We start from the raw sequence: 19,837 nt of genomic DNA, 5'->3' as shown, positions 1-19,837 counted from the left end.
GGTTTTAAAAGGGAGAAAGAGATGTCCCTCAGAGAAATCTATATTGACTCCAATTCCTTACCAAAATTTGGTTATTCCAGAGAGGAGGATGTCAATATGCTGATATCGAATCTGGATACTACCTTTCTAAATAATATCAGCATCGTTATTGCAAACGGAAAAGGAATAAGAATCTTCGACCAAGAGAGCATTAATCAATCAACGCTCATCGGATGGGTCTGTCGCTTCCCTGCCGGAACAACCCCTCCAAACGGTCTAAGAATTACTGAACAAGGCCCTGGGCAATATTACATTTCCCCTGAAAGAAATATGACAGTAACACGTTTTATCGAACTGCTAAAAGAAATGTCTCTGAAAGCAATAACTCTTTTCAAAAGAGCCGATAAAGCCATTTAGTGCTATTAGACACAAACAAGCAAACCAATAACAATCGAAGGTCTTTATTGCCTACAGACTTACTAAATAATACTGTAGGCAAAAATTAAAAAAGGCTTTTCCCAGAAGATTTTATTTAATCCACTCTCTTTTAATTTACCTTAACTGTAAGTAATGCTAAAGAAGTGGCCACTTAAACATTCCTTTTGAAAATAACTACGGATTTAAATCAACATCAATTCGTTTTGCCTTAAAAAACCACCTTGAAAAGAACCCAATAGAAACAACCCCCTATATTGAAGGAGAATACGCTATGCCCAATCAAGTCCGGAGCCGCACTACTGCTACCAGTTGCAATGACATGCTCGCCGATCTGAGCACCGCTCTGGGAGTACCTCAAGCCAATATGCGTTGTATAGGTGTAATGATACAAGCAGGTAAAACCCTAACGTCATTTAGTAATTTTAAGAAGACCATAGGCGGTGGACATGTATCACCATTTGTTGTGGACGCCAACGGATTACAGAGCTGGGACGAAGTCTGCGACAGCAGCTGGCAAACCTGGGCACAAAACTCTGCCACTGGTGAAACCCATGGGACTGTAAATGATGTAATGTTCTACCCAAGCTCAGCAAATGACATCACTATCTATGTACACCCTGCTACAAATACCGAAGTAGCAACTGTTGTAAATAGAGCCCAACAGCTCTTGAATGCCACCAATCTTGTTTATAACCACAACCCAACTCTTACCTCCAGCTTTCCCACAAGTGGAGACTGCGTTACCAAGAGTGCCTGGGTAATGGGGGCCTTCTCCTATTCAAAACCTATGCAAGGTGCAGTAACTCCCTGGGGACAAGCGGTAATCTATGAAGCCTACACATCACCAGTTAACTTTATGAGCAAATGGGTCAAGATCAAAAACAAGGGCTGTAAGCTTGGAGTGATGAACTAATATCTGGCTATAAGATAAATTCTTTATCAAGGCACCTGCATCTATAACCCGGCGAAGAGTTAGGCGAGTTCTGTTCTCTTTTGCCGGGCCTCTAACTGACCACATCAAAGAGAAGTGTTCGATGCTATAGTTAGTCCAGACGCCCCCTAATAACCACTGCTTGAGGAATATCTAATGGTTTACCTCTTTATGCAGGCCTCAGTGAAAGATTTTGATAAATGGCAGGGAGTCCTTATAGACTTCATGCCAATTTTAAAGCGAATGGGCAGTACAAATACATCAGTGTATCAAGAAATAGGCAGCCCCAATAATGTGACCGTGATTCATGAATTCACCTCCAAGGAGAAAGCTGAAGCATTCGTGAACAGTAACGAGTTACATGACTCCCGAAAAGAGGCTGAAGTCATAGGTACACCTAAGATTTGGTATACCGAAATGCTATAAAAAGACCAGCTTCATATACACACCAAGGTACCCTCCACTACTTAGGTTTCACCTATTTACTATGAGCAGATGATCAAAGAGCTTACCTAAATTCAATGTCGTGATGCATTAGTGCATCTTCCACTGATCCTGATAAAGCCACCTTAAACCTTTTGCCAAGCCAATTGGAAAGGTTGAATAGTGATCAGCCCCGCTTACCACCTCATCATTGAGAGACATACCCTGATAATTTCGTGAACGCAAACGCCCAACAAAGGCCTTGTGACCGCCCACCATGTCATGATTCATCCCCCCGTTTTCTTTAGTCTCCAGAGCACCAGTTGCAAGGTAAATATTTGCACTTAATGATTTATTCCTTTTTGAATACGCCTCCTCAATATCAAAAATCATTTCATTTTTATACCAAAGCGATGGACTAGTGAGAATATAACTGGAAAACAGATCCGGCTTATTCAACAATACCCAGGCTCCAAATGACCCGCCTAAAGACTGACCAGCCAAGATTCTTTTTACAGGATTTGCACGATAATTTTTCTCTACAAACGGGATAACCTCTCCCTCAATAAACCTAAGATATTCTGGAGCACCGCCGGTCTTGTAGCGCCTCCAACTTTTATCAACCACCGGGGTAAGATCCCGCACTCGACTAAACTGTCCCAGCTCCCCTTGCGCAAAAGAGATACCGATTACAATCGCCTTATTCATACTTTTCAGATGTGTCACACCTGCAGCGACTTTGAAAGTATAAGGGCCATCATTTAGATAAAGGGTGGGATAAGTTCGATCACTCTGAGAATCATCATAATACCCAGCAGGCGTTTTAATGTATAAATCATATGTTCGCCCTAATATTTTTGAATGAATTGTAAAAACCTCAGAATTATCTAGCTCAAAAGCTCCAGGCTTGGGAACAACAAGCTCTTCAGCCAGCACAGGAACGGAATATAGGAATAACACGACTACAATACATTTTAACTTATACACACCCTACTCCTCAGAGTTTACTTTTATACCCCAAAAACCTTTACCTACCCAAATAGCAATCAGATCATAAAAGCATTAATTACCACAGGTATATGAGAGACATGCGGCATAGAAGCGAAAATAAGAAATTACCTGGCAACAAGTAAGGAGTTTAGATTTTTATATCCAACCGAGACCATTATCTCACTCAAAGGTAAATCTCAGGCCTCTGCTTTCCTACTCTCATTATTAATAAACGATCACTATCGGAACCAAACATGCAGTACAGCTAAGCTCAAGCTCTGCCACCCACATAAGATAGAAAAAATGCTCTATCATTTATACTGGGCCCCTAGCTCAAACAAATAAATAATTTTTCAGCTTTTAAGTGCCTTGTAGACCCTTAAGGTTTCATCTACCGCCTCAACAAATTCATAAAAACGTTCCAAACTTTTTCCTGTTAAACGATCAGAAGTAGGAAGATCCAATCTAAGTGGATCTATTGCTTTACCATTTTTATGAATTTCATAATGTAAATGCCGCCCCTTAACCCTACCTGTAGCCCCGAGATAACCTATCACCTGCCCTTGCTTCACTTTCATACCGGCCTTGATACCCTTGGCATAACCTTTAAGGTGCGCATAAATAGTTTGAATGCCCGATTTGTGGGCAATGCGAATATAATTTCCAAAGCTACCAAAGTAAGAGGCCCTTTCTATAGTGCCATCTCCAGCGGCAAGTATTGGTGTACCTGATGGAGCACCAAAGTCAAGGCCATTATGCATTCTTGTATACCCCAATACTGGATGTTTACGTCTGCCGTAATATGATGATAGACGTGCATTCTTTAATGGAGTCTTCATAAGGAAGCTTCTTGAGCTTTTTCCACTAGGGTCCAAGTAATCAACAACGCCTGACTCACGATCTTGATAGCGATAAAGGGAAACGGAATCACTTTCTAGAGAAATCTTAGCAACATGTATTGCATTGAAAACTTCATCACCCTCTATATCATCCCGCAAAGTACTATAAAAGATGGAAAAGCGATCACCTGAACGAATCTCACGCTGAAAATCTATCTCGTAACTTAAAATTTCATTCAGCTTAGTCAGTATCGCATTATTCAGACCAAGCTGTAGACCAGACTTATATAAGCTATCTGCAATCTCACCTTCAACATAATGTTTTTGCAAAGTAGTTGGGTTTTTCTTCTTGAAAACGATGAGTTTTTGACTAGATTTCTTAATCTCTAGACTCTCAGCAAATGCCAATTTCACCCCAATACTTTGAAACCGTGATTGCTCATCAAAAGTTAATTGAAAAACCTTCCCCACTGGTATTGCATTGACATCAAAGTGCTCAGATAAAAGCTGTATGACTCTATATGCATCTTTATTACCAACGGAGTTTTCAATAAGCAAGGATAACAAACCCTGATTTTTAGCAAGCGATACGGACTTTATTCGGTCATATTTATTGGTGACAAGGGATACACCACCCATTTCAGACTCATCAATTTGAGTATTTTCCACCCTCAAATAGAACCTATCCGTATTTGCCAAATAAAATATAGACAGAACATCTTCATTAAGCTTAAAGATACTCTCTTTCTGATCAAATGACTTTGCCTGAAGTACCTTTGGGTATAGCAGTACCATCATTAGAATATAAATCAATTTAAGAGTAATTCTGCCAAAAGAAAACGGTATTCTTTCAGAATCAGCATTTCCAAATAGACACTTTTTCATATCTCAACCAAACCACAATGCAAGCAAATGTTCCGGATCAACTCTTTCACCTTGCTCAATCAACTCAAAATGAAGATGAGGACCTGTTACTTTCCCGGTAACACCAACTGTTCCAATCTTTTGTCCGGCTTTCACATTTTCACCAACCCTCACCTCCCGAGAATCTAAATGCGAGTAAAGTGTCTGTGTATTATCTCCATGATCAACAATAATTATCTTTCCGTAATTTCTATGTTTGTACTGATCAGTTGAAACAACAACAATTCCACTAGCAACAGAAACTATTGGCGAACCCAGCGGAGCTGCGAAATCCGTACCAAGGTGAGGTTTCCTTCTGAACTCCTCTAAACCTCCAAATTGACTGCTTATACGTGCACCTTCAACCGGGGCTATCCATGTTTCTTTTTTAGAGCTAGCGATTGAAAAGCTAGAATTTACAAAAACTCCAAAAAATATTAGAAATATGGTAAAAAATACAAGTGCTCCCCTAAAGATCCCTGAAACCAATCTATTAAGCTCAGAACTTTCACAAGCCGCCTCCCTGATATTCACCACTCTCTTTTTAAAAAAAGTTAACTGATTAGCCTCTTCAAATACTGAAAAGGCAGCAACACCCTTACAGCTGGTTTGCCCAGAGCACTGCTGTAATGTTCGCAGCATTGCCTGGGCATATACTCTTCCACTTCCTATTTCGGAGGATTTTAATACTTCTCGGTCGCAGGATAGCTCAATAGCCCATAACAATTGCTCTTTAGCCCACCTAACAAATGGAATGAACCATAAAAAACTCACCAAAACATGGGCAACCATAATAAGCAAGGGGTCTCGCCTTCTTATATGGGTTAATTCGTGCTCCATAATTAATTGCCTTTCCTTGGCATCCATCGATATTAGATAACCAGGCAAAACGAGCCTCAAGTTAAGCAAACCAAAAACGAAGGGTGAGCACTGAGCCTTTGTAACAATTAGTTTTACATTCTTTTTAGACAGGTAATCAGACTGCTTACTGGTTAGCAGATTACTGACAACTTGTCGCTTAAGGTCCACCTCATTAGCAATATCCAGCATTTTAACCAATCGACTATGCCTTCTAAACATCATTATCAGGCTTAGTAATACCCCGCCAAGATACAAAATCATCCAGGAGCCCGTTAGAATGTCGATATAATTCAAAGTTAGTGCTTTATTCTCCAGCTGAGCACTTTCAATTACTGTATAACTAAAAGCCGCCTCTGGAGGCGTAAGATCATATCTAAATTCAGGCACCAAGCCTGTTGAAAAGAAACCCAATAATTGCGCAAGAAAAAATGGCAGACTAATCACACATAAAATACACACCCAAAAGCTACGCCAGCTAGTAACACGCCTAGACTTAAAACTGGCCAGAGAGGTTATTGCTCTTACAGTGATATAAATGAAGCATGCCCAAATTACGGAAAATATGGATGTAACAAAAAGATTGGGCGTAAAGAATGACAACGAGGATAGTAATTCCTGCATATAATCTCACAGCCTCCCCGATTCAGTCTGCTTCAGGCCAGGCATTCAACATTTCCTGTAGCTCTTCCAGGTCTTGGTCATTCATTAATTTACTGTTAGCAAACATAGCTATAGGAAGCGGACCATCCAGCTCAAGAACCCGCGAGGCGAAGTCTGTGGCATATTGTGCAAGTGTTTCGACCTTTTCAAGAGCTGCCTTATAGACTTGAATGCCGTGTACTTCAGACTGAATCACAAAAGACTTATCCCGCATTCTATCCAACGTTTTCCTGGTGGATGAATAGGACCAGCAGAGTTCTGATTTCACCTCTTCATGCAATTCTCTTGCACTTAGTGGACTCTGCTTCCAGAGTGCCTTTAGCAAAGTAAGCTCTGAGGGGGAGGGTTTGGCTTCTCTCATTTATTTTCTTCTCTTGACGTTAATCGCATTTTCGCTACACCGAGGGCAAGTATGCGACAAGAGTCGCACGCCGTCAAATAATAGATGGCTCTACCGGTCTTCATCTCCCGATGACTTTTTGCGCAGCAATTAATGGTGGGAACTAAACCAAAATTGATAACAACCAAGTACGAAGATTCGTAAGCCGTCACCTAGTAATTAAGTGGAATTAGGCTAGAAAGAGTGGATAGTCTGGGAGGCCTAGCTATAAATCAAACATTAGCAAAAACGCACAGGAATTTTTGGATAAACCTTAGTTAACCACTTTGCCAGGGAGTCCGGATTCAAATTCAATCAGAAAACCGCTGCAGAACCTGCAGAGAGTGTATAGGTACTTATATTCATATTCTGCTTTCCAGCCACTCCAACGATAGCTTCACTGACAATCCAATGCATCTTCTTATCAAGCTGAATAGGTCAGCATGACTCATACCGAGACAGCTCACTACACTTCAATATGGGTTCAAGCGGTAAAAACAATAAAACTGGTCGAACGTCTAGACCCACCAAGCGCAATGTCGATTAAGAAAGCCGCATGAAAGATCATACGACTTTCTTCAAGTCTAGGATTAACTAGGCTACAACAAGTGTTTCTTTCTGATGCGAATCTGCCGTGTCTCCCTCCTCCAGGTTTTCCGTAAACCCAAAGTCCTCCAAAATTCCATAAAGCGCCGGCAGCACCAAAAGGATCAACACCGTTGAGCTACTGATTCCAAATACAATACTGGTTACCAGGGGTACCAAAACCTGGGCTTGCAAGCTTGTTTCAAACAGTAGGGGCAAAAGACCAGCGATGGTTGTAAGGGAGGTCAAGAAGATTGCGCGGAAGCGGTCGCGACTGGCTTGGCTTGCAGCGCTATGAACATCCATACCCTCGCGTACACGCCGTTTTACAAATTCCACCAATAGGATGGAGTCATTCACCACAATACCGGCAAGAGAGACAAAGCCCATCATACTTGGCATAGACATATTCTGCCCCATAATTAGATGGCCCCAGATAACGCCGATCAACGCTAGTGGAATGGCGACCAATACAATTAAGGGCTCTACATAGCTGCGAAATTGTAAAGATAATATCAGGTAGATACCAATAGCACCGACCAACAAGGCGCTGCCGATGGACTTACCTGTGACTTCACTGTTCTTAATCTCTCCCTGCATATCGACACGAAGACCGGGAAATTCTTTTTTAAGTTCAGCGAGGAATTTCTCTTGGGTATCCCCAAGCACCTGGCCCGCATTAGCTTTCTCAGTGAAGACGTCGGCAAATACACTTACTACTCGTTCACCATCTATTCGCTGAATCCGTGCGTAATCGCGATTCATCTCAACATCGGCAATGGCAATCAAAGGGACGCGCTGCTTGGTAACAGGATGGATAATGACCAGTTCATCAAAACGGCTCAGGGCTCCACGAGAATCCGCATCCATACGCACTTGGATCTCATAGGTTTCTCCCCGGTACTGAATCTCATCAATCTCCATTCCTTGATAAGCCGCGCGTAACTGGTTGGCAACATTACTGGCATCCAGGCCAGATGCGTAGGCACCCTCACGCATTTTTATGTTTAATTGCGGCTTGCCTGGACGTAGGTCATCCACCACATTCACTACACCGTCGTATCCTCGCAGCCAATTCTGCAAGCGAATAGAAACCTCTTTCAGCTGATCCAGCTCCAGTCCGCTGAGGCGTATGTGAATAGCACGGCCCGCGGGACCTAAGGCTGGTTCTTTATAAAGAATCGCGATCGCACCAGGGGTTTCACCTGCAGCCTCACGCCAAGCATGGCGCAATTCATCCAAACTGGTTTTACGCCCTTCCGCAGCCAGTAAGTCGACATTAATCGTTGCCACATGGGGTCCAGTTTCAAAGGCATCACCATTGACACCAAAGGTTACACTTGTGTGATTGACGAGAGGAGCGCTTTCCCTTTCAGAAAATTCAGCGGCTACTAAATCAAGAGCATCTAACTGTTTATCGACCAGTTTTTCCATATCCTGCAAGGAGGTACCCTGAGGCATTAGGATGCGAGCTTGCAGCAAATCGCCCTCCAAAGTTGGAAACCCCTGAAACTTCACAATCCCAGCCGGCAACAAACTTACAGTCAAGAAAAATAGACCGAGTACCCCACCAACAAAGGCGTAACGGTATTTAACGGCCCAATCTGCCGCACGCCCCACACTCTCACGCCAGACTTCAAAGCGTTTGGCAAAAGCCTTCTTCCAAGCGGGTGTTCGGCTTTTGTGTTCAAGCGCATGGCGCAAGTGTGCAGGCAAAATTAAGAAGGCTTCTAACAAGCTAACAATTAATACTGAAATCAGGACAATCGGCAGCACTTTAAGCACCTGCCCCATATCCCCTTTAATGAAGATCAGCCCACCAAATACCATCACTGTGGTTGCAAAAGAAGACAGGACTCCACGGGCAACGCGCTTGGTCCCATTCACTACAGCCTCTAACGGGGAGCGACCATCGCGATGTTCGCTGGCAATACTTTCTGAAAGTACTATGGCATCGTCCATCAAAATACCGATAGCAATTAGTAAACCTACCAAGCTGATCATATTGATGGATACGCCCATGGCGGTGATCAGGGCAAAGGAGCCTAGAAAGGATACCGGCAGTCCCATCACCACCCAGAATACATAGCGACCACTAAAGAAAAGATACAGCGCTAGGGCAACTAGAATCAGGCCCTGCCAGGCATTGGAGATAATCATTTGCAATCGATCGGCAACGATGGAGGCGCTGTCTTGGGTAAGGGTTAGCTTGACCCCCTCGGGCAACTTCGCACTTTCACGATCGACAAAAGCACGCACAGCTTCCAGTACACGCAGGCTATCATCCACACTGTTTTTTTCTACATTGAGCAAGGCTGCGCGATGACCATCGAAAATAATCTTGTCCTCCGCCAGCTCAAAGCCATCATAAATTTTCGCGATATCGCCAAGGCGCACTTCGGCACCATCTTCGCCTTTAAGGACTACAAGATTTTCCAACTCTTCTACGTTACGGCGCTCTTCAGTAAAACGCAGCTGATATTCACGATCAGGTGTGGATACCTTGCCGGCAGGCATATCAATGGCTTGCTGATCAATAATATTGGCCAACTCCATCACACTGAGCCCGTACTGGCGCAGGTTGTAATCGGATATTTCGATCTGCAGCTGATGATCTGAGAAGCCCGAGATACGCACTATAGGGATGGCTGGGTCACGCAGTAATTCGCGGCGATAGTGTTCCGCCAATTGATTCAATTGTGGCAATGGCAGATCGGCACTGATAGCAATACTGACAACGCCTTGAGTGCGCCCCATTTCCTTGACTACCGGGCGCTCGCTCTCTGCAGGCAGCGAATCAATGCTATCAACCGCAGACTCCACATCCGCAACAAACTGGTTCATATCTCCAGCTTCCTGCATTTTCAGGGTCATCAGCCCGAGATTATCCTTAGCTTCACACAAGCGTTCATCAATAAAGCTGATACCGTCAGTGGCCTCCTCCAAAGGAAGGCAAATACTGTCTTCGACCTCAGCAGCGGCGGCACCGGCATAGGGGACGGAAACCTGCACTTCGAATTTATCGATTTCCGGCATGGTTTCGCGCTTCATACTGGGTAGGACAAACAGTCCGCTCAACATGAGTGCAACCATTAACAGGTTTGCTGCGGTGGGGTGTGCGGCAAAAAAACGAATCACTGCAGTGTACCTCCAGTATTCACCACCACGGCCTGCTGGCCGCTGCTCACAGACACGTCCATACCATCAATCGCCGGTATCACATCGGTGACAATAACCTGCTCACCGGGAAACAAGCCTGCACGAATTACCGTAGTATCGCCCTGATGGTAATCCACCTGCACTTGCCGCAGGCGTAACTTGCCATCCTCCACCAGATACACCCTACCCTCATGCAAGGCCCGGCGGGGAATGGCTAGGGCTGGAGCGGAGGGTGCTATTAATTCCACACGAGCATACATGCCTCGAAACAGCGGCGGCTTTTTTCCGGCGAGGGCTTCGCCATAGGGGTCGTCTACGGCAACCACTACTGAAAGCGTACGACTGGTACTATCGAGGGCCCCTCCCAGACGTACGACCTGGCCCTTCCACTCATTGTCTCCAGGCCCACCAACCAGAGTGATGCGCGCCTCCAAGCCCAATAGTATTTTGGGAAGCTCTTCTGGCGCTGGCACAAGGTCACTGCCTGGCCTGAGATTACGCAACAGTGGCGCCACATGAAGCATGGGAAGCTCAGCGGCAATTTCCACCTGATCCAGACCACTGGCATCGAATAAGCGCGCATTGCCTGCCACATATTGATTTTCCTCTACATGGACCTCACCAATACGCGCATCGAAGGGTAAGGTTACCTGGGTACGCTCCAGACTGTATTTACTATCCCGCACTTGAGCCTCAGAGCGCGCAATCTGGGCCTCGATTACCTTGCGGCGCGTTGGAAATAAGGAGAGCTGACTAGTTTGGTTTTGCACTTCCTGACGCAGGCGCAGCACATTTTGCTCTTCGACATCCACACTTGAGCGAGAAACCGTGCCCTTGGCCACTAACGTTTGCTTGCGCTCTAACTCTTTCTCACCCAGCTTCAACGTACGTTCGGCAATCTCCAAAGAGCGTTGGCTATTGACCTCCTCAACCTTGAGTTCCTGCAAATTAGCACGGTTAGCTGCCAAATCACTTTCAGCCCTCGCCAAGGCTAATTGGTAGCTAGTATCATCAATTTTCAATACCAGGGTGCCGGCAGGAATAATATTTCCACTCTCTAACTCCGGCGCCGTGTAGACTATTCGACCACTCACCTCAGCATTGGCTTCAAGAAAGGTGCTGGGTTTCACTTCACCGTAAGCTACTGCTTGGGCACGTAGCGGCAGCTCTTGCACCAACACAACATTTACCGGGGTGATCAGTGCATCCTGCACATCGTGGTTGGGCGGGCTCTTACTCATGACCAATGCCATTGAAAGAGAAATACCAACGGCAACAAGAATAGGAAGCGCCAGTCGGCGATTCATCAGTTTCTGTAGCTGTACCTTTTTCATCACCACCAATCTCCCAATATTCGACTGTTACTCGGCTATAGCGTTATTGGCCACTCCATGGAGCAGCAACTTAACGGTGTGGTCAATCCACTTATCGCTGGTTTCTTCATCCAACCTAAAAGAGAAAATCTCCTTGAAGGGATCCCCCGCGATAAAGGGGAATGCAACCAAACTGACAAAAGAAATCGGCATAAGATTAATATCTAAATCTGGACGTAGGTGGCCGGCGCATTGAAGTGCCTGTAAGAGCTCCCGCAACATAGGGCCCAGTACAGATGCCAGTCTATCGGTGAATAAATCGCGCATTCGACCAGGTTTGGAGGCCACCTCCCCCACAATAAAACGGGGTATCCAGGGCTCACGGATATAAAGGCGGATAATACGAGCCATTGCATCCCTCAGGGTTTCTAGACTGGGCTCCTTATCCCCCAGACTCATAGTGAGAAATGCCGGGCCACTCTGCATAAACTGACCGCGTATAACCTCGATAATCAGCCCTTCTTTACCGTCAAAGTGATAGCTGATCATGGCGGAATTTACCCCAGCACCCTGAGCGATCTCGCGAATTGAGATATCACGAAACGCTTTCTCACGAAGAAGTCTATGGGCAGATTGCATCAGGGACTCGCGTACCTGCCTTTCACGCTCTGGGTCCCTGGGCCGTCCACGGCCACGACTGGGTATGGTGTTAGTCAACTTGATATCCAATTTAATTAATCATCTGATTAATTAAATTGGATATTTGCCGGGAATACAAGATGAAAACCAGACTAATAAGTCACAAACTAAAGGGGCTCTCCGAGGCACTCACACAAAAAGCACTGCCAGACTGCCCCGTCACTCCAGGAGCCCTTAGCTCATTAGAAAACTGGGGAGCAGCCTTTAGCACCTGGGTACATTTATTGCCAACGGACAGGGAAAGAAAAAGCCAGCGCGTGATAGCAGATCAGAACTTCAGAAAAAAAAAGGCCCACGAAGGGCCCTTTTAGGGAGATAAATGACCCAGCAGAAAAAACTAAAAGAAATTTCCTGAGCCATCCATTACTTACAGAGACTTAAATCTAGCCGTAAAGTGTCGCAACACTGGCGGCTCATATTCAAAGGTCAGCCCCTTCAATTCATGTGCTCGATTCTGCAGCTCTATAATCGCATCAGCGATATAGTCCATATGATCATTGGTATATACACGACGCGGAATCGTCAGGCGCATCAATTCCAAATCCGCCTTCTTCTGTTCACCGGTTTCCGGGTCACGCCCCAACAATAAGGAGCCAATTTCCACCGCACGGATACCCGCTTCCAGATACAGCGCGTTAGTTAAAACTTGTGCGGGGAATTGTTCTGGTGGGATATGCGGCAGAATCTTAGCCGCATCGACAAACACCGCATGGCCACCTGTTGGAGACTGAATGGGCACCCCACCCTCGCGCAAACGCTCACCTAAGTAGGCTACTTGGCTGATGCGGTATTGCAGGAAATTTTCATCGGCGGCCTCATAAAGACCCCGCGCCAATGCTTCCATATCACGCCCCGCCATGCCCCCGTAGGTTACAAAGCCCTCCATAGGTACGCAGCGGGTACGCACCGCCTGGAAAAGCTCCTCATGATCACGGATACAACATAGGCCACCAATATTCACCATCGGATCTTTCTTGGCAGACATGGTCAGCATATCGCCGTATTGATACATCTCGCGAATAATCTCCAGGATCGACTTGTCCTGATAACCTTCTTCGCGCTGCTTGATAAAGTAGGCGTTCTCACAGTAACGTGCCGAATCGATCACTACTGGAATATCGTATTTCGCGGCTATCTCATATACTGTGCGCATATTCGCCATGGAAACTGGCTGGCCACCCGAGCTATTGCAAGTTACCGTGGTGATAATTGCACAAATATTATTCGCCCCATGTTCCTTAATGGTCTCGACCAAAAGATCCAGGTCAAAATTACCTTTCCAGTCATAAGCCGTTAAGGTATCAAAGGCCCGCTTGTCCAACACATTAACCGCTTTACCACCATTCAACTCAATATGGCCCGCGGTGGTATCGAAGTGATAGTTGGAGATAAAGACTGGTGTCGTACCACCACGTACCTGGCGCATACGCTCAATCAGAGCGGGAAACAGGATCTGTTCAGCACCACGGCCCTGGTGGGCGGGAACGGTTAATTTATAACCAAAAAAGTGCTCCACTGCTTGGCACAAGTTGTAATAGTTGCGGCTACCTGCGTAAGACTCATCCCCCAACATCAAACCGGCCCACTGGTTATCGCTCATGGCCCCAGTGCCAGAATCTGTTAGCAGATCAATATAGACATCATCACTGCGCAGCAAGAAAGGGTTCAAACCAGCTTCCGCCAGAGCCTTCTCTCTATCGTCCAGAGTGGTCATTTTGATCGGCTCAACCATCTTAATGCGGAATGGCTCAGGAATACGCTTCATCATTATTTTCCTTATCAATCCTGACAGCGTGAACTGAATTATTGACTCAGTCACACTGCATGCTGTTTTTAACGCGGATATAGTACAGATGAAGTGGTAAATGTGCGAATGAGAAGTGATTGGAAGTAGGATTGCCTTACCTGTGAAGGGCATAGAGGGTATCAAGATACTAGTAGCGTGGACTAACCCTACATATATGGTTTTGACGATTTTTTATAGGCATCTATACCAAACATGAAAAAGATTGTTGGTGATATAACAGTTGCAAAGAAAAATCTTAGCTACCTACCATGCCAAAGTAATAACGCCGCCAGTGATTTAAAAATCAACTTCTGGGTAGCCAGGTGCGCCAACTTTTAACATTCTAACTGGATCCATCTCGGCCATTTCTTCAAAGCCTCTCTGAGTAATGGAAGGTCCATCGAAACAGCGTAAACCCAAAAGCGAACCAACACGGACGGGGCTCATCGTAGCCACATTGCTAGGCCCTACCTAAACCCACTCACCGTAAAAGCAAACTCACTCACATGAATATTCATACACGTTTCTACTCTGCCAAAATAACGAAGCACATTCACTCAAGCTCATCTAATCATAATTGAACCTTAAAAGAGCAAAAGACTAACAAATATGGAATTACAGTACCAAATACAGTGCACACCTTGAAGCCAGCTTTATTTACTTATTTAAAACCGTACTGTAAGCTCACCACAAATTATCGGATAATTTTAATCACGGAGGGATAAATTAATTCAGATATTTTACCTCAAGCGATCAATCGCTTGAAAAAACTGAAAATTTTCACAACTTATTTCACACTTCAAGATTTAAAGAGCTTTTTTTCAAGAGACACTATTCCAAAGTGTGACATTTAACACGTCAAGTGGGCAGGCCAAAAACTTCACTATTTAGACCTTCAGCATCACTTGGTGAAAAAATACAATTATTAAGCAGTAGATTGATATGTTTCCTAAATATGCCTTAGTAACAGCAGCTATTTCTGCAGCCTTCATTGCCTTTGAAGCACAAGCAAAAACCTTCAAATACGAAATTCAAGATATTACTTCATCTAATGCCTCAATACAGTATCCAGGCCTCGACTTAAATGGAGCCAACTCTGCAACACTGATCATTGATCAGGCAGATCCTTCATCTCCCGCTGTGATAACCTCGCTAGATGTAAACTTCCCCAATGCGTCCAAATTATCCGTAAGGAATTTCAACTCCACTGATGGATTACACCGGGCCACAATTGGCAACACCTGGGTATACCGCCAACTCAACATTGAAGTGCATGGTGTAGATTTTCAAAATTCTAGCGATCAGAATATTTACATTGACGGCTTTGTATCTGAAGCAGAGAGTTTTATCGGTGCAAATCAACCAGGAAACCAAGGACAGCCATTATTTCATGTCGGAGGTCGCTTGGTTGATGTAACCCCAGGAAAAGTCACTGATATTAAAATTCTTACTCTCGACGGGAACAGGCTCAGATTATCACTAAACGACAAGATAGCGGCGAACCCAAACAACAACCATGAGAGTGTCATCGTTATTGATTCACTATGGTTTGGAAACGGGGAAGCAAAGCTATATATCCCGATCCCTATGGCTAACAATGAAGCTAAATTTGCTGCGCCATACAAACTCAACATATCTACCACTTCTGGTCCTGAAGGGGATGAACACTTCATTCATGTTCTCGCAAAAGACGAGCGCGGCAACGAATTCCCCACTGCGGAATTCCCCCTCCAGCATCTGCTCGAGGAAGCTTACCGCAACCACCAATAGTTTTAGTTAAACCCTAATACTCTAAAAGTGGAAATGAGTGGCTTTGCTGGATTTATTTTACAATATTCCTTCAAAGTCACTTCCATATCTATACTCTTTATCCAGAAATGGAAAAGTCTAAAGCCAACAGCTCCATAAATTACCAATTGATCATGCTGAACGACAACAACGTTGACAAACCTGTTACTCCCAGCCGACTGATGATAACTACTGATAAGCTCTTCCAATGTCAGATTGAACATCTCAGATCAGTAACATATAGCCTTTTAGGAAGTCTTTAACCACCTAAACCAGCGCATTCACTTCCACCTTGATCCCCACCGGATCAAAAAATACCAACTGCCTTAGATTACGGCCCGGTACATCCCTCTGCTCGCTGGCAACACCCATCGAATCCAACTGTTGTTTTATCGGTTGAAGGTCCTCGGTAAGGAAAGCCATATGGTCCAAATAGGGCTTTGTCGCTTGTTGTTCAGAGACTTCTCCCTCCATGAGATGGACAATCGGTTTGCCATTACCGTAGAGCCAGAATCCGTTGTTTTTAAGGCTTGGTCGCTCTCCCTCTGTGAGGCCAAGGACTTTTGTATAGAAGTCCCGCACCTGCAGCAGCTGACTCCAAGGTGCAGTGATATTGAAATGGTCCAATTGCATAACGCTTCCCTGTGCTATTTCCTTTATAAGATATAGGCAAAAAATAAACTGTTTACGAGCCAATCACGATCTATTCACAGCATGCCTTAAGAGCCGGGCTTCCTTGCCTCCCCAGTTAAATCTGACTCAATATTGTGATTTAAGCCCGGCAAAATATGTTTGCCGGGCCCAGGCATTAACTACACGACGCCGTTGCGGCGCAGTTGGTTAATTTGCTGCTCATCTTTTCCCAGTAACTCGCGCAGTACTTCTTCAGTGTGCTCACCCAATACCGGTGGAGCCTGCTGGTAATCGAGGGCAGATTCGGAAAAGAGTACCGGGTTGCGAACAGTTTTTACTTTGCCGGCTTGCGGGTGATCCTGCTCCAACACCATACCTCGCGCTTGCACCTGTGGATCGGCAAAGACCTCTTCGAGAGTATTGATCGGTCCGCAAGGCACATGGGCTTCGCTGAGTTTTTCCAACCACCAGGCAGAGTTCTGCTTGCGGGTGGCACTCTCAATTTGAGGGATCAGCTCATCGCGGGCTATTACCCGTGAGGAATTACTGACATAAGCGGGATTTTCTGCAAGCTGTTCTATACCCGCGATCTTACAAAAACGCTTGAACTGGTCGTCGTTGCCAACGGCCAACATAAAATAGCCGTCTTGCGAGGGCACAGCCTGGTAAGGCACGATATTGGGGTGGCCTGTGCCCTGGCGCTCGGGACTTTTGCCCGAGGTGAGGTAGTTCTGGGCCTGATTAGCAAGCCAGGACACTTGGGTATCCAGCAGGGCCAGATCGACATGCTGCCCCACTCCCGTCTGCTGGCGGTGCACTACAGCGGCGAGCACCGAGGAAACCGCATACATGCCCGTCATCAGGTCGGCAACGGCCACCCCCACTTTTTGCGGCCCGGCACCTGGCTGCCCTTCGGGCACACCAGTGATACTCATCAATCCGCCCATCCCCTGAATCATGGCATCGTAGCCGGCGCGGTTTTTATAGGGGCCGGTTTGGCCGAAGCCGGTAATGGAACAATAAATCACTCCAGGATTAATGGCCTTGATAGCGTCATAATCCAGGCCGTATTTTTTTAGGCCACCTACCTTGTAGTTCTCCAGAAGAATATCGCAGCGGGCAGCCAGTTGTTTAATCAAGTCCTGGCCGGCTTCAGTGGTGATATCCACCGTGACCGATTTCTTGCCGCGGTTGGCGCTCAGGTAATACGCAGCATCGGCGGTGTCATTGCCCTCGGCGTCTTTGAGGTAGGGAGGGCCCCAGTGACGAGTGTCATCACCGCGCTCAGGGCGCTCCACCTTAATCACTTCGGCGCCAAAATCGGCGAAAACCTGTCCGGCCCAGGGGCCTGCAAGAATACGACTGAGATCGAGTACTTTGAGATGCGCGAGCGGTCCTGCCATAACTTCCTCGTTTCACTAATACGGGGTGCATCCCCGAAAATTTTTGCGGCAGACTAACAGATATTCCCGATATGCGCCCAGCTTGGAAGACTATTGAATTGGCCTTACACTGCGGGAGCAATAAAAATAAGGAGGCATAGCATGGCTGCTATAGAAGCCCAAAAATTCGAATCTTTCCGCGACTTTTACCCATTCTACCTGCAAGAGCACAGCAATCTAACCTGCCGACGATTGCACTTTATTGGTACCAGCCTCGTATTTGCCACCGTGATCGCAGCGATCAGCACAGGCAATATGCTGTGGTTTGCCGCTACACCGCTGGCTGGTTATGGTTTTGCCTGGATTGGGCATTTCTTTTTTGAACACAATCGTCCTGCCACTTTTAAATACCCCTTTTATAGTTTTATGGGGGACTTTGTGATGTTTAAGGATATGCTGTTGGGGCGTATTGAACGCTGAACTCGCCTATTTTTTGTGGGCCGACAGGCCGTATTTACGCAGCTTGTTGGCCACAGCGGTATGGGAAATGCCCAACTCCTTGGCTAGCTCTCTAGTAGAGGAGCGCCCCACCAACAATTCACTGAGTAATGATCGCTCCAGCTGCTCCATCATCTCTTTGTAGCTGAGCCCCCTGCCCCATTCCCGCCAGGGTAAACTCGCCGGCACGGTTAAGTCCGGAAGGTCCTCAATATCTATTGTGCTGGCGCCACGACGTTTACAGCTGCCCAGGGCAGCTGCCAGGTAGTCACGTAAACCATTGAAGTTTTGCGGCCAGTCATGGCGGCGAATCAGCTCGAGCACCTCCAACGCCAAAACAGGCGCCTCCTGATCGGGGAACTCCTGTCGCAAGAGCGTTTCAGCAAATCGTGGTAGCCCCGGTCGCATATTGCGCAAAGGAGGCAAGACCAAGGAGAGCGCACTAAAGTGCTGAGCTAGAGCCGGCACCAATGACCGAGGCTCGGAACAAGTGGCCACTAAGCGTATTGAAGGTGGCAGGCCGCGCAAACGGCGGGCGATTGTCAGCTGGGCCTCGCCATCCAGCTGATGAAGATCCTCCAAAATTAAGGTTCCAGTTGAGCGCAGATGTCTGGGGATTTCCATTTTCCCATTCTGGGGCACAATACGGTGGCAATCTGCACGGGCAGCAGCGGGTGATAAATAATGCACCGCACAGGCAAAAGTAGTTTTACCGGTCCCCGCCTCGCCACAAACCAGCAAAGGAGAATTCAATTCAGAGAGGTCCTGCAGTTGCAGGCAAGTCTCCCGGCGTAAATCAAAATCCCACAGCGCCACAGGGCGTGGAAGTCCTGCAGCAAACTCACTTTTCTCCGCAGGTTGCATACGCAACACGGCACCGGCCAAAGAGTCCACATCGCCAGTGTTATCTAAGGCTATCGGTGACCAGTCCACTCGGAAATTTTGTCCCCGCACCACAACCGGGAGCCCAAAACGGGGCACCGCAAAATCTCTCAGCAGCTCGGCCACTTGCATCAACGGTAGAAAACGCTGTAACTGTAAACCCGGTACCCGATCGAGACTGACCCCGAAGGCGCGCGCAGCAGCAACGTTAGCGGCAATAACCCGGCCGGCATGGTCCACGCTGAGCACTGGATCGGTCACGTGCTGTAAGAGGGTATCCAGTTCAAAATATCGCCGTTCCAAGGGTAGCAACGAGATGCGCCTGACCCTTTGGACACCGGGAACACGGTAGAGAGACTTCTCAATAGCCTGGTACTGGGTTGTGAGCATACCTGGCGCCAACAGGTAGACCTTATCTCCACTGTCCCCCCCCAGCTCCCCAGAGGTTACATTAATCCGATATTCGCCAAATATTTGCATAATTTCATGCAAAATACCGACACGATTAGCGCAGGTTATTTCGACTCTCACCAGCCCACCTGTAAAGTTTTCTTTACAAAAAGTGTAAGAGGTTTGTATTGGAGGGCGCAATACCTCCACGCTAAGCCTCCCCTAAAGGCAGGCCTCTGACTAAAAATAGAGGAGACACATAACAACAAGGATTCAGCGGCAGGGCCACTAGCCTTCAACACTTGGAGAGACTGGCAGG

General features: G+C 46.3%; 16 protein-coding genes. 5 read left to right on the top strand and 11 right to left on the bottom strand.

Annotated elements, in window-relative coordinates:
* Positions 1-21: 21 nt before the first annotated feature.
* The 3 genes from ACJJH9_RS08690 to ACJJH9_RS08680 all read left to right on the top strand — a co-directional run bounded on the left by ACJJH9_RS08690 (position 22) and on the right by ACJJH9_RS08680 (position 1,774).
* Positions 22-396 carry a hypothetical protein gene (locus ACJJH9_RS08690; protein ID WP_444886072.1) on the top strand — a complete coding sequence of 125 codons (375 nt, stop codon included), beginning with the start codon at positions 22-24 and terminating at the stop codon, positions 394-396.
* 292 nt (positions 397-688) lie between these two features.
* Positions 689-1,330, top strand: a complete 642-nt coding sequence (locus ACJJH9_RS08685; protein WP_252085765.1) for a hypothetical protein — start codon at positions 689-691, stop codon at positions 1,328-1,330.
* A gap of 174 nt (positions 1,331-1,504) precedes the next feature.
* Positions 1,505-1,774, top strand: coding sequence for a hypothetical protein (locus ACJJH9_RS08680; RefSeq protein ID WP_444885089.1), 270 nt, complete (start codon positions 1,505-1,507; stop codon positions 1,772-1,774).
* A 108-nt stretch (positions 1,775-1,882) separates the two neighbouring features.
* Here ACJJH9_RS08680 and ACJJH9_RS08675 read toward each other — a convergent pair whose 3' ends face one another.
* From ACJJH9_RS08675 to ACJJH9_RS08640, 8 genes are all read right to left on the bottom strand, one after another.
* The gene (locus ACJJH9_RS08675) at positions 1,883-2,758 is read right to left on the bottom strand and encodes an alpha/beta hydrolase (protein WP_444904649.1); all 876 of its coding nucleotides are present in this window, start codon (positions 2,756-2,758) and stop codon (positions 1,883-1,885) included.
* Positions 2,759-3,114: 356 nt separating this feature from the next.
* Positions 3,115-4,485, bottom strand: a complete 1,371-nt coding sequence (locus ACJJH9_RS08670; RefSeq protein ID WP_444924970.1) for a M23 family metallopeptidase — start codon at positions 4,483-4,485, stop codon at positions 3,115-3,117.
* A 3-nt stretch (positions 4,486-4,488) separates the two neighbouring features.
* A complete protein-coding gene (locus tag ACJJH9_RS08665) occupies positions 4,489-5,985 on the bottom strand; it encodes a peptidoglycan DD-metalloendopeptidase family protein (RefSeq protein WP_444924969.1) in 1,497 nt (498 codons plus the stop codon).
* 22 nt (positions 5,986-6,007) lie between these two features.
* The gene (locus ACJJH9_RS08660; RefSeq protein ID WP_444890429.1) at positions 6,008-6,385 is read right to left on the bottom strand and encodes a BlaI/MecI/CopY family transcriptional regulator; all 378 of its coding nucleotides are present in this window, start codon (positions 6,383-6,385) and stop codon (positions 6,008-6,010) included.
* 612 nt (positions 6,386-6,997) lie between these two features.
* Complete coding sequence (locus ACJJH9_RS08655; RefSeq protein WP_444924968.1) at positions 6,998-10,126, bottom strand: efflux RND transporter permease subunit; 3,129 nt, start codon at positions 10,124-10,126, stop codon at positions 6,998-7,000.
* Positions 10,123-11,481: an efflux RND transporter periplasmic adaptor subunit gene (locus ACJJH9_RS08650; protein ID WP_444924967.1), complete on the bottom strand. Its 1,359-nt coding sequence runs from the start codon at positions 11,479-11,481 to the stop codon at positions 10,123-10,125. Before ACJJH9_RS08650 ends, ACJJH9_RS08655 begins: the two co-directional genes overlap by 4 nt.
* Positions 11,482-11,508: 27 nt before the next feature.
* Positions 11,509-12,177, bottom strand: coding sequence for a TetR/AcrR family transcriptional regulator (locus ACJJH9_RS08645; protein ID WP_444904644.1), 669 nt, complete (start codon positions 12,175-12,177; stop codon positions 11,509-11,511).
* Positions 12,178-12,526: 349 nt separating this feature from the next.
* Positions 12,527-13,924 (bottom strand): tryptophanase, encoded by a 1,398-nt coding sequence (locus ACJJH9_RS08640; RefSeq protein WP_444924966.1) that lies wholly within the window; start codon positions 13,922-13,924, stop codon positions 12,527-12,529.
* A gap of 963 nt (positions 13,925-14,887) precedes the next feature.
* Between ACJJH9_RS08640 and ACJJH9_RS08635 the strand changes: the two genes are divergently transcribed.
* A complete protein-coding gene (locus ACJJH9_RS08635) occupies positions 14,888-15,715 on the top strand; it encodes a hypothetical protein (RefSeq protein ID WP_444904642.1) in 828 nt (275 codons plus the stop codon).
* Positions 15,716-16,000: 285 nt separating this feature from the next.
* Here ACJJH9_RS08635 and ACJJH9_RS08630 read toward each other — a convergent pair whose 3' ends face one another.
* Together ACJJH9_RS08630 and ACJJH9_RS08625 are read right to left on the bottom strand one after the other, a co-directional pair.
* On the bottom strand, positions 16,001-16,366 hold the full coding sequence (locus ACJJH9_RS08630; protein WP_444924965.1) for a VOC family protein: 366 nt from the start codon (positions 16,364-16,366) through the stop codon (positions 16,001-16,003).
* Positions 16,367-16,545: 179 nt separating this feature from the next.
* Complete coding sequence (locus ACJJH9_RS08625) at positions 16,546-17,769, bottom strand: CaiB/BaiF CoA transferase family protein (RefSeq protein WP_444924964.1); 1,224 nt, start codon at positions 17,767-17,769, stop codon at positions 16,546-16,548.
* Positions 17,770-17,910: 141 nt separating this feature from the next.
* On the opposite strand from ACJJH9_RS08625, the gene ACJJH9_RS08620 reads away from it, so the two are divergent.
* Complete coding sequence (locus ACJJH9_RS08620; protein ID WP_252085752.1) at positions 17,911-18,228, top strand: Mpo1-like protein; 318 nt, start codon at positions 17,911-17,913, stop codon at positions 18,226-18,228.
* Between the two features lie 6 nt (positions 18,229-18,234).
* Here ACJJH9_RS08620 and ACJJH9_RS08615 read toward each other — a convergent pair whose 3' ends face one another.
* Positions 18,235-19,659 (bottom strand): TyrR/PhhR family helix-turn-helix DNA-binding protein, encoded by a 1,425-nt coding sequence (locus ACJJH9_RS08615; protein ID WP_444924963.1) that lies wholly within the window; start codon positions 19,657-19,659, stop codon positions 18,235-18,237.
* Between the last annotated feature and the right edge of the window lie 178 nt (positions 19,660-19,837).

This window comes from Microbulbifer mixtoriginis (SeqCode) (genome assembly GCF_052466715.1).
Note: the sequence above shows the minus strand (reverse complement) of the source record. Positions and strands in the feature narration are given on the sequence as shown.

Coding starts and splice junctions, on each gene's coding strand:
- ACJJH9_RS08690 (WP_444886072.1), top strand. CDS start 22: ATGTCCCTCAGAGAAATCTATATTGACTCCAATTCCTTACCAAAATTT.
- ACJJH9_RS08685 (WP_252085765.1), top strand. CDS start 689: ATGCCCAATCAAGTCCGGAGCCGCACTACTGCTACCAGTTGCAATGAC.
- ACJJH9_RS08680 (WP_444885089.1), top strand. CDS start 1,505: ATGGTTTACCTCTTTATGCAGGCCTCAGTGAAAGATTTTGATAAATGG.
- ACJJH9_RS08670 (WP_444924970.1), bottom strand. CDS start 4,485: ATGAAAAAGTGTCTATTTGGAAATGCTGATTCTGAAAGAATACCGTTT.
- ACJJH9_RS08665 (WP_444924969.1), bottom strand. CDS start 5,985: ATGCAGGAATTACTATCCTCGTTGTCATTCTTTACGCCCAATCTTTTT.
- ACJJH9_RS08660 (WP_444890429.1), bottom strand. CDS start 6,385: ATGAGAGAAGCCAAACCCTCCCCCTCAGAGCTTACTTTGCTAAAGGCA.
- ACJJH9_RS08650 (WP_444924967.1), bottom strand. CDS start 11,481: ATGAAAAAGGTACAGCTACAGAAACTGATGAATCGCCGACTGGCGCTT.
- ACJJH9_RS08640 (WP_444924966.1), bottom strand. CDS start 13,924: ATGAAGCGTATTCCTGAGCCATTCCGCATTAAGATGGTTGAGCCGATC.
- ACJJH9_RS08635 (WP_444904642.1), top strand. CDS start 14,888: ATGTTTCCTAAATATGCCTTAGTAACAGCAGCTATTTCTGCAGCCTTC.
- ACJJH9_RS08630 (WP_444924965.1), bottom strand. CDS start 16,366: ATGCAATTGGACCATTTCAATATCACTGCACCTTGGAGTCAGCTGCTG.
- ACJJH9_RS08625 (WP_444924964.1), bottom strand. CDS start 17,769: ATGGCAGGACCGCTCGCGCATCTCAAAGTACTCGATCTCAGTCGTATT.
- ACJJH9_RS08620 (WP_252085752.1), top strand. CDS start 17,911: ATGGCTGCTATAGAAGCCCAAAAATTCGAATCTTTCCGCGACTTTTAC.